Source organism: Okeania sp. SIO3I5 (assembly GCF_010672085.1).
Lineage (GTDB): Bacteria > Cyanobacteriota > Cyanobacteriia > Cyanobacteriales > Microcoleaceae > Trichodesmium.
Genome location: NZ_JAAHHT010000002.1, coordinates 17,275 through 33,085 on the forward strand (window position 1 = coordinate 17,275; position 15,811 = coordinate 33,085).

A 15,811-nucleotide genomic window follows, 5' to 3' on the forward strand; every position below is an offset into this window, starting at 1 on the left:
TATTAGTTGCTCCTTTGTGAGCAATATTATGGGCTAAGTTTGCTTTGAGAATGCTTAATAGACTTGGTACTGAAGTAGTTTTTTATTCTGGATAAATCAGCTAACATTCTTCCTCCAAGCAATAAATAGGGTTTGCTGAAAAAGTATTTTTTAAGGAGTAGGGGAGCGGGTAGGGACGTTGCTTGAGCATTAATGCGTTTTCCGTTCCGGAATGCTCCGCAAAAATGTCGCGCAGCGTTAACGTTTGCGGAGCATTCCCTATATGAAAGTTGTGCGTTAGCTAAACGTCCGTACGGGAGTAATTTTTTTGCCCAACAATGCGCCAAAAATGCTAACTTTTTGAGCATGAAGAGCTGAAAACCAGGTACTCTTTAAAATACCTAAAAAGGGTAAAATATTTATTGATAAATGCTTTAAGATTTAATTAGGGCTTGCTGATTAAATTTGAAAGCATTGATAGCTCAAGCTTCAAGGCTTTTTCGGCTCAAAAAAAGTGTCAAAAAATTACTAAATTAATCTTGAAAACTTTGAATTTTTACTCCGAAAAAATTGGAAAAATGTAGAAAAATTAACGGCTGTAACTATTGCCTATTGCCCATTACCCATTCCCTGCCTTCACCAACATACTTTTTCAGTAAACCCTAATTAGCAAGCCCTAAATTAAAGTTTTAAGTCTCCTCTTTCATGGATATAAAAAAGGAAACTTCAGATTTAAACCCTTCTATTTAAGTAGAAGATACTGATCACTGAATAGGATAGCACTATAGTTTTAAATAATTATATTTATAGGGCATCTATAAATCAAAAATTAAACCTTTATTTAGGGTTAGTTTCGGCTGTCGCCGACTTGAATTGGCGGGAATAATCTCACAAAATAAAATAATTTTCTCTAGTTACCGTAACCCACCGAATACTAGATATGTGAGGCATTTATTTAGATTTATTTTACAGAATACTTTCTTGGTATAACTGCCCAACTATTAGAAAAAAAAATTAATTTTATACAATCAAAACCTATTGACTTCTAGTGGCAAAATATTCTGATGATACTATCCCAAACTAATAATTTATTATTAACTCTTAACCCTCCATTACTTCAGATACCTAATTATTTCTACCATTTAATTACCTTAGTTATTTCGACTTTGCTCGTACTTTTAATTACACCAATGATCAAAAAAATTGCTCTCAGAATTGGATTTGTAGACCCTCCTGGCGGTCGTAAAATTCATAAACAACCAATGGTACGTTTGGGAGGAGTTTCTATTTTTATTAGTAGCCTAATCGCCCTTTTAATTGTTTGGTGGTTAGGTGGATTTATAGATACTAATGGCAATATTCTACCTCCTGAAAAAGAGTTTGAAATCTGGGGTGTCACAGTGGGTGGTGTAGCTTTTTTTGTTATTGGTTTAGCAGATGATTTGTTTGGTTTATCACCCCTATTTCGGTTATTTACCCAAATAATTGCTGCTAGTATGGCCTGGATAGTTGGAGTACAAATTGAGTTTTTGACTATTCCTTTTTATGGATTAGTACATATTAATATATTGAGCTTGCCCATAACTGTGATTTGGTTAGTAGGGATGGCAAATGCTATTAATTGGATTGATGGTGTAGATGGTTTAGCTGCCGGTGTTTCTGGTATTGCAGCTTTTGTAATGTTAATTGTTAGTATATTTATGGATCAACCTGCAGCAGCTTTAATTGCTGCTGCTTTAGCTGGTGCAGCATTAGGTTTTCTCCGTTATAATTTTAATCCTGCCCAAATATTTATGGGAGATGGAGGAGCTTATTATGTAGGATTTACTTTAGCAGGAGTAGGAGTAATAGGTTTAGTAAAAACAACGGCGGTTACTTCTGTTGTTTTGCCATATCTAATTTTAGCAGTACCAATTTTAGATATGTCGGCTGTAATTTTAGACCGTTTACGAAATGGTAAATCTCCTTTTATTGCAGATAAACGTCATCTACATCATCGTTTATTAGATGCTGGTTTATCCCAAAGATTGACAGTTTTTTTTATTTATTCATTAACGCTTTGGGTGGGAAGTTTAGCAATGGCTTTTTCAGGTCTTCCTAGTGGTGCAATTTATGCTTTTAGTGCTACAGGTTTACTAGCTTATACAAGTTGGAAAGTTTGGAAACAAAAACAAGCTTAGATATAAACATTCAGCTATAATTTTTGTTTGTAGTATAGCTCTAAGCAATATTTAGGGTTTGCTGAAAAAACCAGAGTGTGGGAAGTGCAGGAAGAAACTACAAGTAGGGGGGTTGAATTAACTTTTTGGCGGGAAACTCCGATAAATGTTTTTGTTTTTCCCTCATCAAATCTTTCCATCTATCCTTCAATGGAAAACTACCAACATTTTCATTCTCTGAAGCACCCTAGAAAAATCGGCGGCTCAAAAAATTTTCGGCACCATCCTCGCAATTTTTGTGATATCATAAAGATTATAAGGGGTCGTTCGCCCCTACGCATGACTTTTTATTCAATCAAGTTTTCTGGTTCATAGACAATCAAGTATTTAGGAAAATTTCCGACAAGCAATATCAGAAATATTTTCCTAAATGTGAAGCTCTCCATAAATGATTGTTTTTCCCTCATCAAATCTTTCCATCTATCCTCAATATAAAACTACCAACATTTTCATTCTCTGAAGCACCATCATCGCAATTTTTGTGATATCATAAAGATTATAAGGGGTCGTTCGCCCCTACACATGACTTTTTATTCAACCAATTTTTTTGGTTCATAGACAATCAAGTATTTAGAAAATTTCCCGACAAGCAAGACCAGAAATATTTTCCTAAATGTGAAGCTCTCGATAAATGCTTGTTTTTCCCCGATCAAATCTTTCCATCTATCCGAGCGTGTAAAACTAAAAACATTTTCATTTTCTGAAGCACCCAAAAAAAATCGGCGGCTCAAAAAATTTTCGGCACTATCCTCGCAATTTTTGTGATATCATAAAGATTATAAGGGGTCGTTCGCCCCTACACATGACTTTTTATTCAATCAATTTTTCTGGTTCATAGACAATCAAGTATTTAGAAAATTTCCCGACAAGCAAGACCAGAAATATTTTCCTAAATGTGAAGCTCTCCATAAATGATTGTTTTTCTCTCATCAAATCTTTCCATCTATCCGAGCGTGTAAAACTAAAAATATTTTCATTCCCCCTACAGTTTTTTTTCAGAAATCATTTCTTAAGGCTAGAGTTATCTTAAACTGGATATTTAGCAGTTTTTTTACCAAGAAAAATTTAAAAAATAAATAAGGGTAACCACATGATTGCAGAAATTATATGTGTTGGAACAGAACTACTATTAGGAGATATCTTAAATAGTAACGCTCAATTTTTAGCCAAACAATTAGCAAATTTAGGCATAGCTCATTACTATCAAACCGTAGTAGGAGATAATCCAGACAGAATTAAACAAGTATTAGCGATCGCCACTCAACGCTCCCAAATATTAATTTTCACAGGAGGTTTAGGCCCAACGCCAGATGATTTAACCGTAGCAACAATCGCGGACTTTTTTGATACCCCATTGATAGAAATACCCGAAATTATAGAAGATATTACCAAAAAATTTGCCCGTCGGGGTCGAACTATGACTGCCAGTAACCGGAAACAAGCTTTAATTCCCCAAGGTGCAAATATTCTACCAAATCCTATAGGTACAGCTCCTGGAATTATTTGGCAACCAGTAGCAGATGTAACAATAATGACTTTTCCCGGAGTTCCTACGGAAATGAAGTCAATGTGGCAAGAAACTGCCATACCTTATATGCAAAGTCAAGGTTGGTGTGACCAAACAATATATAGTCGAACTTTGAAATTTTGGGGTATTTCAGAATCAGGTTTAGCAGAAAAGGTAGCTCCATTGTTAGAAATGGAAAATCCTACTGTTGCCCCCTATGCTAATTATGGAGAAGTAAAATTACGGATTTCTGCTCGTGCTAAGTCTCAAGAATTAGCAGATCAATTAATTATTCCTGTAGAACAAGAAATAAGAGATATTGCAGGAATTGATTGTTATGGGATGAACGATGAATCTCTAGCTTCGGTAGTAGGGAAATTATTGTTAGATAGAGGTGAAACTTTAGCTGTAGCAGAATCTTGTACAGGTGGTGGTTTAGGTAGTATGTTGACTTCTATTCCAGGCAGTTCAAAATATTTTTATGGTGGAGTTATTGCTTATGAAAATCAAGTAAAAATTACTCTCTTAGATGTTAGTGAGCAAGATTTAATTGCTGAAGGTGCTGTTAGTCATCGAGTAGCAAAGCAAATGGCAAGTGGAGTAGTTAAGAAGTTAGGAACTAATTGGGGAATTGGTATTACTGGTGTTGCTGGACCTGGAGGTGGAACTGATACTAAACCTGTAGGCTTAGTTTATATTGGCATAGCTAGCTCAAAAGATGAAGTAGAAAGTTTTGAATACCGTTTCAGTCATTTACGCGATCGCGATTGGATTAGAAGAGTTAGTATTTCTACAGCTCTTGACCTTTTGAGAAGAAAGTTACAGCTATCTAAGTAAACAGAACAACATCAGAAAATTTGATTATAATTAAGTTATATAACAGTAACAAAAAAGAGCTGAGATTTGGGTTTTAGTCCAAAATTTTATTAAATAAACCGATTGTTACTAAATGGCCATCTAAACCCACAATAAAAATAGTGTTAATATAAAAGTAAAGATAAACAAACAAAAGGCCACGATGAGTATTTTCTCTGGCTAAATTGTGAGAATCTTCCAATAACTTTATCTGAAAAGGGAAGCGGTAGCTCCCGCCCCGCTTACCCCTCACTATATAAATACAAAAAAATAAGTATGGTGAGAGTACCCAGCGGGAATAAAATATTGATGGATTACATTGAAAAAGTCTTAGAAAAATTAAAGGAATGGACTCGGAAGCTAGTTGAGGCTTTGTTAGGCCCACAAGCAGAACCAGAACCAGAACTTATTCCTATTCCAGTAAACGACCGCTCCCGTCGTTGATAACCCGATAGTTCAACCCATAGATTATTTGTTTAGCATTTTAGTTTTACATGGGCCAAATTTGAATCTCCTGGGTCTGCGGGAACCAGGAATATATGGCTCTGTAACTTTAGATAATATAAATCGACTGTTAGAACAAGAGGCTGAAGCTCTTGGGGTAAAAATTTCTATATTGCAGTCTAATCATGAAGGTGTCTTGGTGGATGCAATTCACTCAACCAGTGATCAACACCAAGGCATACTTATTAATGCTGGTGCATATACCCATACCAGTGTTGCTATTAGAGATGCTATTTCTGGGGTTAATATTCCCACAGTAGAAGTTCATCTAAGTAATATCTATCGTCGAGAAGAATTTCGACATCATTCTTTTATTGCACCAGTAGCTATTGGTCAAATTAGTGGTTTTGGCAAAGATAGCTATATATTGGGACTAAAAGCAATAGTTAATTATCTTCAAAATAGGGGGGGTTAAAAAATAGTTATCCAAAATGTGGCTAAAAATTTTTTGATTCAAATCACTTAAGATATAGATTAAAGGCAAAATCAAGGTGTATGGTGGTAGGGATTTTAACCTGCCATTTTATGTTTTATTTTGGCAAGAAAGGAAACACAACCACTAATTCAAATGATGTACTGGTTGATTCTATTATTGCTTCTTGCCTACATAATGCCTTATCTATTCTCCTATCTTCTAATGATAAAAGATGACAACTTTTGCCAAACGTTTGTTGATTATGCCTATTTATTGAAGAAGGAAACCATATAGTGTTTTTGGGGTTGGTAAATCAAAAGATGAAACTTTAAGAAAACCTGTCTCTGATACCTCTAAATATCTAACCAGAGTAAGTGATGGGTATCACCCCTAGTTGAAAATCATCTTATACCATTTTGAAAAAAGAATGTTAAAAATAATAAGTACCATAAAAAAACTTTATTTATATGAAAGTATATTTGATGAAAAAAATGATTTAAAAAATCAAAAATGGTATTAAATATATTCATTCTAACTCCTGAATTTAGAATTCATAATTCTAATAAATACCATAACTATTTGTAGAAAACATTGATAAAATTGGTCTTACCAATTACCAACTCCGTGTTTTTGATGTCGATGAGATAAAGTAAATCAAACTAAATCTTGGCACAATCAAAAAAAGAAGAAACTATATAGCTGACTTATAACTAATCATTATTATGGAATAACTATTATAAAAAAAACTATACTGATACAATTATAACTAGGATTTAAGTATATTATATACTCCTGATAAGAATTAAATTATTATGGATGTAGAAGATTGTTTGTGAGTGAGTAGTAATATAAAAGTATAAATAGTATAAATAGTATAAGAAAATTAAATAATAAAGAATAGGTAAAATACAAAATTAATAAAAAAATAATGCAGCATTCTCTCTTAAGTAAATTTCAAGGAGCTTTATTAGGAGCAGCTTTAGGAAATTATGTAGGTTCTCAATTTAATTATCAACTAGAGAAAAATAGAGAAAATTATAAATTATTTGTAGATTGGAATAAATTTAACCTATCAAAGTTAGAGAAAAACTACTTACAAAAATGGGGAGAAATTACAGTTAATTGTGCAGAGAGCTTAATTAGAAAAAAGGAACTTAATGAAGAGGATTGGCAAAAAGTTTATAGAGAATGGCAATATAAGTGGGAGAATCAAAAAGACTCAACTTATGAGTTGAACCCAATAAAATCTTCTGAAATAGAATTAGAAAAATTAGTAGGGAGAGTTAATAATAAGCAGTCGAATTTTAACTATATAAATAAAGTCGGTAATACAATTATTGCGAGCTTGCCAGTTTCCTTGATTTACCATGAAGATGAATTTAAACTGCAAGAAAAATTGCAGCAATGGGGAAATGTTTGGCAAAATTGTTTAGAAATAAATCTCAGCAACTTAGTAGTTGGGTATATAATAGCCCAAGCCTTGACAGAGAGATTAGACCCTTTGACTCTCATACCCAAAATTATCGACTATATTGGAGAAAAAGAACCATTAGTAGGGCAACTTAGACAAGTAGAAAAATTAATTCATCAGGGAGCAAATTTAGATTCAGCAATAACTCATTTGTCGAAAAATTTTAAATTTCTTGAGAAACAGCAAATATTTGATGAAGGTCAACAAAGATCCCTATCTTCTGCTTTTTTTATACCTATTTCTTTGGCCTTATACTGTTTCCTAAGTACCCCGGAAGACTTTGGTTTAGCAGTATTGCGTTCTGCAAGAACAGCATGGTCAACTCAGACTTGTACTATAGTAGGTATTTTATCAGGAGCTTATAACAGTAGTGCTGGACTTCCTGTGGAATGGCGACAAAAAATGGGGGTTGAACTTTTGGGAATGAAGGATGAAGTGGAGATTATGAAGTTGGCAAAAACCCTTTGGGCAGTTTGGTGTGGAGTTTACGATCTAAATAATGTTACACAAAATCTAGTTTCTGCGGTTGCAGCAAGCAATGTAATTCGTCCTCGCTCTCACCCAGCTAGTGGATATTGAAAACTCTATGATGTTTTGACATCAAGAAATATGTATCTGACACGTTTAATTGGGATTTTATTTAAACCCCAGAAAAAAGAAAAAATATCACGTTGGTCAACATTGGCAACTTCGCCAATGTTGATTCTAGTAGCAATAGTATCTCTAACTGCTACTATGGGTCAACGTTATTATAACCAGCCAGAGTTAAAAGAAGGAACTATTGCTCCTAAAACTATCCGGGTTCCTGAAGATGCCACGGTTATCGATCGTAAACTTACTGATGAGAAACGCGAGTCAGCTAGACTTGGGGATATAACTGTATTGACGATCGATAGTTCGGTTAATCAGAGAGTAGACAAAGAATTAGCAGAAATACTGACGCTGGGCGATCGAGCTAGGGAGATAGTTGCTAATTTTCCTTTTGTAAACACAGGTATATTATCAACAAATACTCAACAATATCTACGTCAAGTTTCTCAAGAAAAGTGGCAAGCTATTCAAAAAATAGTGGAGGAAGAGTTACAAGAAAGACCTCCTGGACCATCCTTAGAAAGAACTGCTGCTGCTAGCTCGACTCCAAGTGCAGTAAAAGTTACAAGTGAAAATAATAATGTTATATGGCAAACTTCAACAGAGGAGAAATTGTCAGAGGTAAAATCAAGATCGGCAGGTAATCAAGAAAATAGTTCTATAGCGATCGCTAGTAGAGATCAAAAAGCAATTTCCGAGTTACTGACTTATCGCAAAAAGAGTTTATTTGAAAATTATTTGAGAGTTTTAGAGGAAGTATCACAAGCTCGCAATTTTTATGAAAACGCAACGAATTTTTTGGCTCAAGAGCAAGAAAATGATGGGTATGAGGTATATGATCGCACTTTACTAGAGTTGTCTGATGCGGTTTGGCAAAAAACTCAGATAGGTATTGAAACAGTAAAAGAGCGAATGTTGACTCAAGGAATATCGCCAAATTTGCCTAAACAGGAATGGGTTAAGGGGCTAAAAGTGCAAGTCGCGGGTGTGGTGCCGTTGGAAACTGAAGATTTAACAGTTAAGATTTTGAAGAATATTTTGGAGCCTAATTTAGCTAAAGATCAAGATGAAAGTAAGGAATTAGTAGAGTTGGCAGCACAAAATGTTAAACCTGTACAGTATAAAGTCCGCAAGAAAGAAGTTATTGTTAAAACAGGAGAAAGAATTAACCGTAAGGCATTTGTACTCTTGGATTATTTTGCTCTGAGTCGCCGTAGAGTGAATTGGCGTAGCTTGGTAGTATTTGTATGCATTGTGAGTGGATCTGTAGGTATAGTAGTTATAGTAGGAAGAAAATTTAAACCCTGTTTGAGGCGCAGAGATCATATACTTTTATTGTTGTTGAGTTTGAGTTCGCCATTACTGGTGGCGTTGAGAGTACCTTGGAGTAGTAGTTTGCCAGCAATTGGTTTGTTGGTGGGAAATTTCTACGGTTCAACTATGGGAGTAACATTGGTGACTTTGATATCTGTGGTACTGCCTATTGGTATGGATGTTGGCAAAATAGATTGGTTTGCTAGTGCTGCTGCTGGTATTGTTGGTAGTTTGGTAGCAGAAAAAATGCGATCGCGTGAGGAACAAGCACTTTTAGGAGTAGGGGTGGGGTTAACTCAAGGTACGGTGTATTTGTTGACAACTTTAATTGTTCGTGCTACTCCAGGATTATTATGGTATGCGATCGTAGTTCCGGTAGGTTTGCAAGCACTAACAGGTCTGGTTTGGAGTATTGTTGCTTTGGGTTTGAGTCCATATTTAGAGCATTTATTTGATTTGATTACTCCGATCCGTTTGTCTGAGTTGGCTAATCCTAATCGCCCTCTGTTGAAGCGTTTGGCATCGGAAGCACCTGGTACTTTTCAGCATACTCTGTTTGTGGCAAGTTTGGCGGAAGCAGCAGCACGAGAAATTGGTTGCAATGTGGAATTGGTGAGAACGGGTACTTTGTATCACGATATTGGTAAAATGCACGATCCATTAGGTTTTATTGAAAATCAAATGGGTGGACCGAATAAGCATGATGAAATTAACGATCCGTGGGTGAGTGTAGAAATTATCAGAAAGCACGTTACTGAAGGGTTGGTGATGGCTCGTAGGCATCGATTACCAAAGGCTATTAGGGCGTTTATTCCCGAACATCAGGGGACAATGTTAATTGCTTTTTTCTATTACCAAGCCAAGCAAAGGGCTGAGAAGAAAGCAAAGGTGATTAAGGAAGAGCTTTTTCGCTATGCAGGGCCGATTCCGCAGTCACGGGAAACAGCTATTGTGATGTTGGCAGATTCTTGTGAAGCAGCGTTGCGATCGCTCAAGGATGCAACTCATAAGGATGCACTACAGATGGTGAAGAAAATTATGCGGGCACGTTGGCAAGATAATCAATTGGTTGATTCTGGTTTGACGAGGGGAGAGATGTCGAGTATTGCAGAAATTTTTGTACAGGTATGGGAACAGTACAATCACAAACGTATTGCTTATCCCAAAGCAGCAATGAATCCAAATCGGGTGAAAACTGCTGCAAAATCTAGTTGTTAGGATTTGTTTTAAATTTAAACTTTTAAGTTTAAAAAAGTATATAGCGTTTCTCAGCCTAATGAGGTACACCTATCTTTATTTGTTCGTGTTCCCAGTTAAGTGTTCCCTAAAACCAAGGAATTTTGTACCTCACGCTTCTTGGGAATTGCTATAGTTAAGAGACTGTTTGTAAAAAAAAAGCTCAAGAGGGCTATTAAGAAGTATTTAAGGTAGGAAAATAAAAAAATCAATGATGAGTTTCTAATCAATGTCCCGAAAATCTTATGTCATATCATGTCCGCTGGTATTGTCCCGTGTAAACCGCCGCAGGCAAGATGCCTATTCCACAGGGTTCATATCTACAGGAAATTTAAGTTGTTTCGGGGTTAATACCCTTAATTCCAAGAATACTAAAGTTTTCATCCCAAATTTCTAAATTCTAAATTCAGAATTCTGTTTGCGGAGCATTCCGTAGGAAATTCTGAATTCTTACCCTTTTACAATACCGATGCTACCGGACATGATATTATATCAAATCTCCTTAATTCGGTATAAAAAAATGTTTCATCTTTAGCCAAGTTGAAGTCAGAAGTTAAATTTTTGCTGTGACTAATTTGGATAGTGGATAGTTTATATCGAACGCTCAATATATTTTATACCAAATCCGCTTAGTGCCGCTACGCGGAATTCAAAATTCTAAATTCTAAATTCATGCATTAGACATCTGGTGAAAATTAAAAATCCAATCAATTCTGATCCAGAAATTATATCATGTCCGGTAGCATCGGTATTGTATAGCAAAGGTAGGGAACACTTAACTGGGAACAGGGAACAGGGAGGAGGGAGGAGGGAACACTTAACTGGCAGGAATACTTAAGAGCCAGAAAAAAACTTAAATTTCCGGTAAAATTCACCCTTGAGTTTACACCAACGATACCAGCGGACATGATATAACCTGATAACTACCATATTACTAATCTGCTCTTGTTAAATTCAGAACTTTTCTAGTACAGAAATCTATTTAACCTAATGACCAACTAATTTATCCCGCAAATATTTAATTCTATCCCGCAATTTAGCTGCCTCTTCAAATTCTAAATTTTTCGCCGCTTCTTTCATCTGACTTTCTAACTTTTTAATCAACTCTGGAACGTCATCCAAAGACAACTCATCTACCTGTTCATAAACCTCTTCCAACTGTTGAGAATTTAAACGTCGCGACACATCCAAAAATGCCAAAATTGCATTACTTTGTTTTTTCACAACAGGCTTCGGCGTAATATTATTCATCTTATTATATGCCAACTGAATTCCTCGCCTTCTTTCCGTTTCATCTATGGCTTTAATCATACTATCTGTCAAATTATCTGCATATAAAATAGCCTGACCCCGGACATGACGTGCTGCCCTACCAATAGTCTGAATTAAAGAACGTTCTGCTCGTAAAAATCCCTCTTTATCCGCATCTAAAATAGCTACTAAAGAAACCTCTGGTAAATCCAAACCTTCCCGTAATAAATTCACCCCAATTAACACATCAAATTCTCCCTCTCGCAACGCCTGCAAAATCTCAATTCTTTGAATAGAATTAATATCAGAATGCAAATAACGAACCTTCACATTTTGCTCCTGCAAATATTCAGTCAAATCTTCAGCCATTCGCTTAGTTAAAGTTGTAATTAAAACCCTCTCTTCCAACTTAACCCTTTCCCTAATTTCACCTAATAAATCGTCAACCTGACCTTCAGTCGGACGCACAAAAATTTCCGGGTCAATAACACCAGTCGGACGAATAATTTGCTCAACAATTCTATCCTCAGATTTTTCTATTTCCCAATTTCCAGGAGTAGCAGAAACCAAAATACATTGATTAACTTTTTGCCAAAATTCTTCAGATTTTAAAGGTCGATTATCTGCTGCACTAGGCAAACGAAAACCATGCTCAATTAAAACCCTTTTCCTAGCTTGGTCACCATTATACATTCCTCGAATTTGCGGAACAGTCACATGAGATTCATCAATAATTAATAACCAATCTTTTGGAAAATAATCAATCAAACATTCCGGCGGTTCCCCCGCTTTTCTACCTGCTAAATGCCGAGAATAATTTTCCACTCCATTACAATATCCCACCTCCCGCAACATTTCTAAATCGTATCTACTACGCTGTTCTAAACGTTGAGCTTCTAACAACTTTCCTGTTTTTTCTAATTCCTGTAATTGCTCATTTAATTCCACTTCAATATCATTACAAGCCTCTTCTAATCTTTCTTCAGGAGTAACAAAGTGACGCGCTGGATATACATTTAAAGATTCTAAACTTTGGATAATTTTTCCAGTTACAGGGTCAACATAACGAATAGCATCTATTTCATCCCCAAAAAATTCTACCCGAATAATTCTATCCTCATAAGCAGGTCCGATTTCCAAAACATCGCCCTTAACTCTAAACTTTCCTCGACCTAAATCTAAATCATTTCTGGTGTATTGAACTGTCGCTAAATCCCTCAAAATTTGTCGTTGATCTATTTCTTCTCCTACTCGCAAAGGAATAGCTGCTTTTAAATATTCTCCCGGAATTCCTAAACCATAAATACAACTAATCGAAGCCACAACAATTACATCCCGCCGTTCAAAAAGAGACCGAGTTGCCGAGTGACGCAACATATCAATCTCATCATTAATAGCAGCAGTTTTTTCTATATATGTATCCGTCACCGGAATATAAGCCTCCGGCTGATAATAATCATAATAACTAATAAAATATTCCACAGAATTATCAGGGAAAAAATCCCTTAACTCATTACACAATTGAGCAGCCAATGTTTTATTATGAGCCAAAACCAACGTCGGTCTGCCAACATTTTCAATTACAGAAGCTATAGAAAAAGTCTTACCCGTACCAGTAGCTCCTAGTAATGTTTGAAAATTATGTCCAGTCTGGATATTAGAAGTTAATTGAGCGATCGCTTGAGGTTGGTCGCCAGTAGGTTTAAAAGGAGCTTGTAAACAAAATTTTTCCATAATAATCTCAGAGAGAATTTAGAATTTAGAATTTAGAATAGGGAACCACATCGTATCATCTTTACTAAAGCAAAATTTAGGGCTAGACACGACAGTAGTGCCGACATTTTGCGCCTCACAGTTCTACCTAACTGAGATAAAATCCGCCATACCAATAAAGTAGCAAATATATAGAACCCATTTAGGATCTTTTCTGAAAATACAAAGACTTCAGGAAAGCCGTTTTAAGGAGCCTAAAAACTATAAGGGTTCAGGAAACTGAAAAATTATGAAAAATGATTGCCATAATCATAAAACCCAGATGGGTACTAGACTTGTAATTTGTTAAATAGAACCCATTTGGGTTCTATAGCTAAGAAAGAATTGGTTAGGACATGGACTGATGATGAATCTTAGACTAGGAAATACTTTTCCAACTGTTCCCTGTTCCCTTTTCCCTGTTCCCTGCTATATAAAATATCTATCAGGATTGCTCGTGGTAAACCCTACACAAAAAAGACCAGTAAAGTACACAAAGTACGCAGGTTCAAATATTGCCCTATTACTAACTCCATCCCTACAAAAATTAGCAAAACTACTCTATCGCACTTATCTAGAGACCCATCCTAACCAAGTTAGACTGCCCCAGGGTGTGGCCATTAGTCCCATTACTTATCGAGCTGGTCTAATATTTTCCCAACAACCAATATTATTGCCAGGTGAATTTTTTGTCCCTGTAGAGTTAATGGAATCAAAAATTTATTAGACTTCTTGCACAAGTCAGGGAATAGGGAATAGGTATGGAGGGAATAGGGGAATGAAATTGTTCACTTCAGATATTGAATTGATTTAATTTAAACTTTTGCAAGAGGTCTATTGATGAAGATGTAGATAATTGATAAGCTTTGGATAAGGGATAAAAAGAATTAACTTCAGTATTTCCAGCCTCCTATTTCAGATTGTAGATACTGATAACTGATAATTGAAATAAATGACCATTTTTTGAATTCAAAATTAAAAATGCCAAATGCAGGCATTAGGAAAAGGTAATTTTTAATTGATTAATTTTGGGTACCAACCCCCACCATAATCTTTAATTTGGTGGTCTTCAATATAGTGGCGCTTACTTGCCCACACTAATTGTCTTTAATTTTGAATTGTTATTTGTCTTTAATTTTGAATTGATAATTTTGAATTTTGAATTGTTATGACTCTAATTGTATTTGCCCTAGGTGCATCGATCGGTAGCTTTCTCAACGTTGTTATCTATCGGATACCCGCAGGACTATCTATACTTTGGCCTCCCTCCCACTGCCCAAAATGTCATAGTCGATTAAAAGCAACAGAAAATGTCCCTATATTTGGTTGGCTATGGTTGGGCGGACGTTGTGGGCATTGTCGAAGTCCTATTTCTATCCGCTATCCAGTGGTAGAATTAATCACAGCCTTACTATTTTTAATTGTTTTCTGGAAATTTGGAATTACCATCTCCACCCTAGGCTATTGGGCATTTTTTAGTTGGCTACTAGCTTTGTCTATGATTGACTTAGACACCATGACCTTGCCTAATCCCCTAACCCAATCGGGATTAATCTTAGGTTTAGGCTTTCAAATCCTTACCACATTAGAGACAAATTTTCAAGTAAATAATCTAATCAATTATCTAATGATAGGTGTTATCGGAGCAGTAGTTGGTCTATGGTTGTTTGACTTAATCTCTATATTAGGTTCCATAGCTTTTGGGCAAACAGTTATGGGTGGAGGAGATGCCAAACTAGCAGCAATGATAGGAGCTTGGTTAGGTTGGAAATATTTACTATTAGCTTGTTTTCTTGCCTGTGGTATGGGAGCATTCGTAGGTGGAGCAGCGATCGCCTTATCTTTACTAGATAGACGACAACCAATGCCATTTGGACCGTTTTTAGGAATGGGAGCCGGTTTGACGGCTATCTGGGGTAGTGATATATTATCTACTTACTTAAATCTATTTTTTCCCTAAATTCTCAACCCTCATTTTGATTGCCACACTACCAATTTCCAAACATAAGTTTCCACGATAATTGCAATAATTCTATAACTTAACTATAAAATTTCATTGTGTCAGTACCAATCTAAATGATAGTAAATTGACCCAAAAATAAAATATCAAGTCTCCCCTTGGAGCTGATAACTGAAATGACCCCAACTTAAAATCTATAAGTCCTGATTCAAGTAACCATGAAAACTTCTGGTATAGCAGTCGAACCAAAGAGTGTAGACTTGAGCAAATCCTGAAATTCAGTCAGGGATTACTTCTGAATTCTGAATTCTTAGTTTTGACGTAACCGAAAAATTAAGGTATAAAGCCTCTTAATTCATGGAGAAAAACTGGTTCTTGGATGGATGGATTACCGGCGCCATATCCAATCTCCCCTTGAGAATAAAAAAATTCCTTTTAACCAAATCTTTCTATTACAGAAGAGGTAATTGTTAATTGTTAATTATTAATTATTGAAACTTAGTATAATAACTTTCCTCCAACCAGTTTTTTATATTTCATCAGTGTATTAATGCCAAATTGAAAGCATTGTTTTAACCTTAATCTTTAATCTTTATTATTACCGAAATAATTAATAATTAAACAATTAAACAATTAAATAATTAGATCATTCAGGTTTAAAGCCTCTTGGGTAAAGGGGAAAAAAATAAATTTTTTCCTTTTAGCCAATCCTCTCCCTAAAAGGGAGAGGTAATTATCCATTATCTATTATCCATTA

Annotated in this window: 9 protein-coding genes; 8 read left to right on the top strand and 1 reads right to left on the bottom strand. The window is 35.5% G+C overall.

Annotated elements, in window-relative coordinates; translation table 11 throughout:
* Positions 1–1,100 precede the first annotated feature (1,100 nt).
* The 6 genes from F6K40_RS00830 (at position 1,101) to F6K40_RS00855 (ending at position 10,073) form a co-directional block, all read left to right on the top strand.
* Positions 1,101–2,159: a glycosyltransferase family 4 protein gene (locus tag F6K40_RS00830; RefSeq protein WP_293130117.1), complete on the top strand. Its 1,059-nt coding sequence runs from the start codon at positions 1,101–1,103 to the stop codon at positions 2,157–2,159.
* Positions 2,160–3,288: 1,129 nt separating this feature from the next.
* Positions 3,289–4,542: a competence/damage-inducible protein A gene (locus tag F6K40_RS00835; RefSeq protein WP_293130020.1), complete on the top strand. Its 1,254-nt coding sequence runs from the start codon at positions 3,289–3,291 to the stop codon at positions 4,540–4,542.
* A gap of 294 nt (positions 4,543–4,836) precedes the next feature.
* Positions 4,837–5,004 carry a hypothetical protein gene (locus F6K40_RS00840; RefSeq protein ID WP_293130120.1) on the top strand — a complete coding sequence of 56 codons (168 nt, stop codon included), beginning with the start codon at positions 4,837–4,839 and terminating at the stop codon, positions 5,002–5,004.
* Between the two features lie 28 nt (positions 5,005–5,032).
* The gene (gene aroQ, locus F6K40_RS00845; protein WP_293130023.1) at positions 5,033–5,479 is read left to right on the top strand and encodes a type II 3-dehydroquinate dehydratase; all 447 of its coding nucleotides are present in this window, start codon (positions 5,033–5,035) and stop codon (positions 5,477–5,479) included.
* Positions 5,480–6,407: 928 nt separating this feature from the next.
* Positions 6,408–7,529 carry an ADP-ribosylglycohydrolase family protein gene (locus tag F6K40_RS00850; protein WP_293130026.1) on the top strand — a complete coding sequence of 374 codons (1,122 nt, stop codon included), beginning with the start codon at positions 6,408–6,410 and terminating at the stop codon, positions 7,527–7,529.
* A gap of 15 nt (positions 7,530–7,544) precedes the next feature.
* Entirely contained in the window at positions 7,545–10,073 is a 2,529-nt protein-coding gene (locus tag F6K40_RS00855; RefSeq protein WP_293130029.1) for an HD family phosphohydrolase, read from the top strand.
* Between the two features lie 1,005 nt (positions 10,074–11,078).
* Here F6K40_RS00855 and uvrB read toward each other — a convergent pair.
* Positions 11,079–13,076: an excinuclease ABC subunit UvrB gene (gene uvrB / locus F6K40_RS00860; protein ID WP_293130032.1), complete on the bottom strand. Its 1,998-nt coding sequence runs from the start codon at positions 13,074–13,076 to the stop codon at positions 11,079–11,081.
* Between the two features lie 475 nt (positions 13,077–13,551).
* Here uvrB and F6K40_RS00865 point away from each other — a divergent pair, with 475 nt between their 5' ends.
* Together F6K40_RS00865 and F6K40_RS00870 are read left to right on the top strand one after the other, a co-directional pair.
* Entirely contained in the window at positions 13,552–13,821 is a 270-nt protein-coding gene (locus F6K40_RS00865) for a hypothetical protein (protein ID WP_293130035.1), read from the top strand.
* Positions 13,822–14,262: 441 nt separating this feature from the next.
* Positions 14,263–15,054, top strand: coding sequence for a prepilin peptidase (locus F6K40_RS00870; protein ID WP_293130038.1), 792 nt, complete (start codon positions 14,263–14,265; stop codon positions 15,052–15,054).
* Positions 15,055–15,811 lie beyond the last annotated feature (757 nt).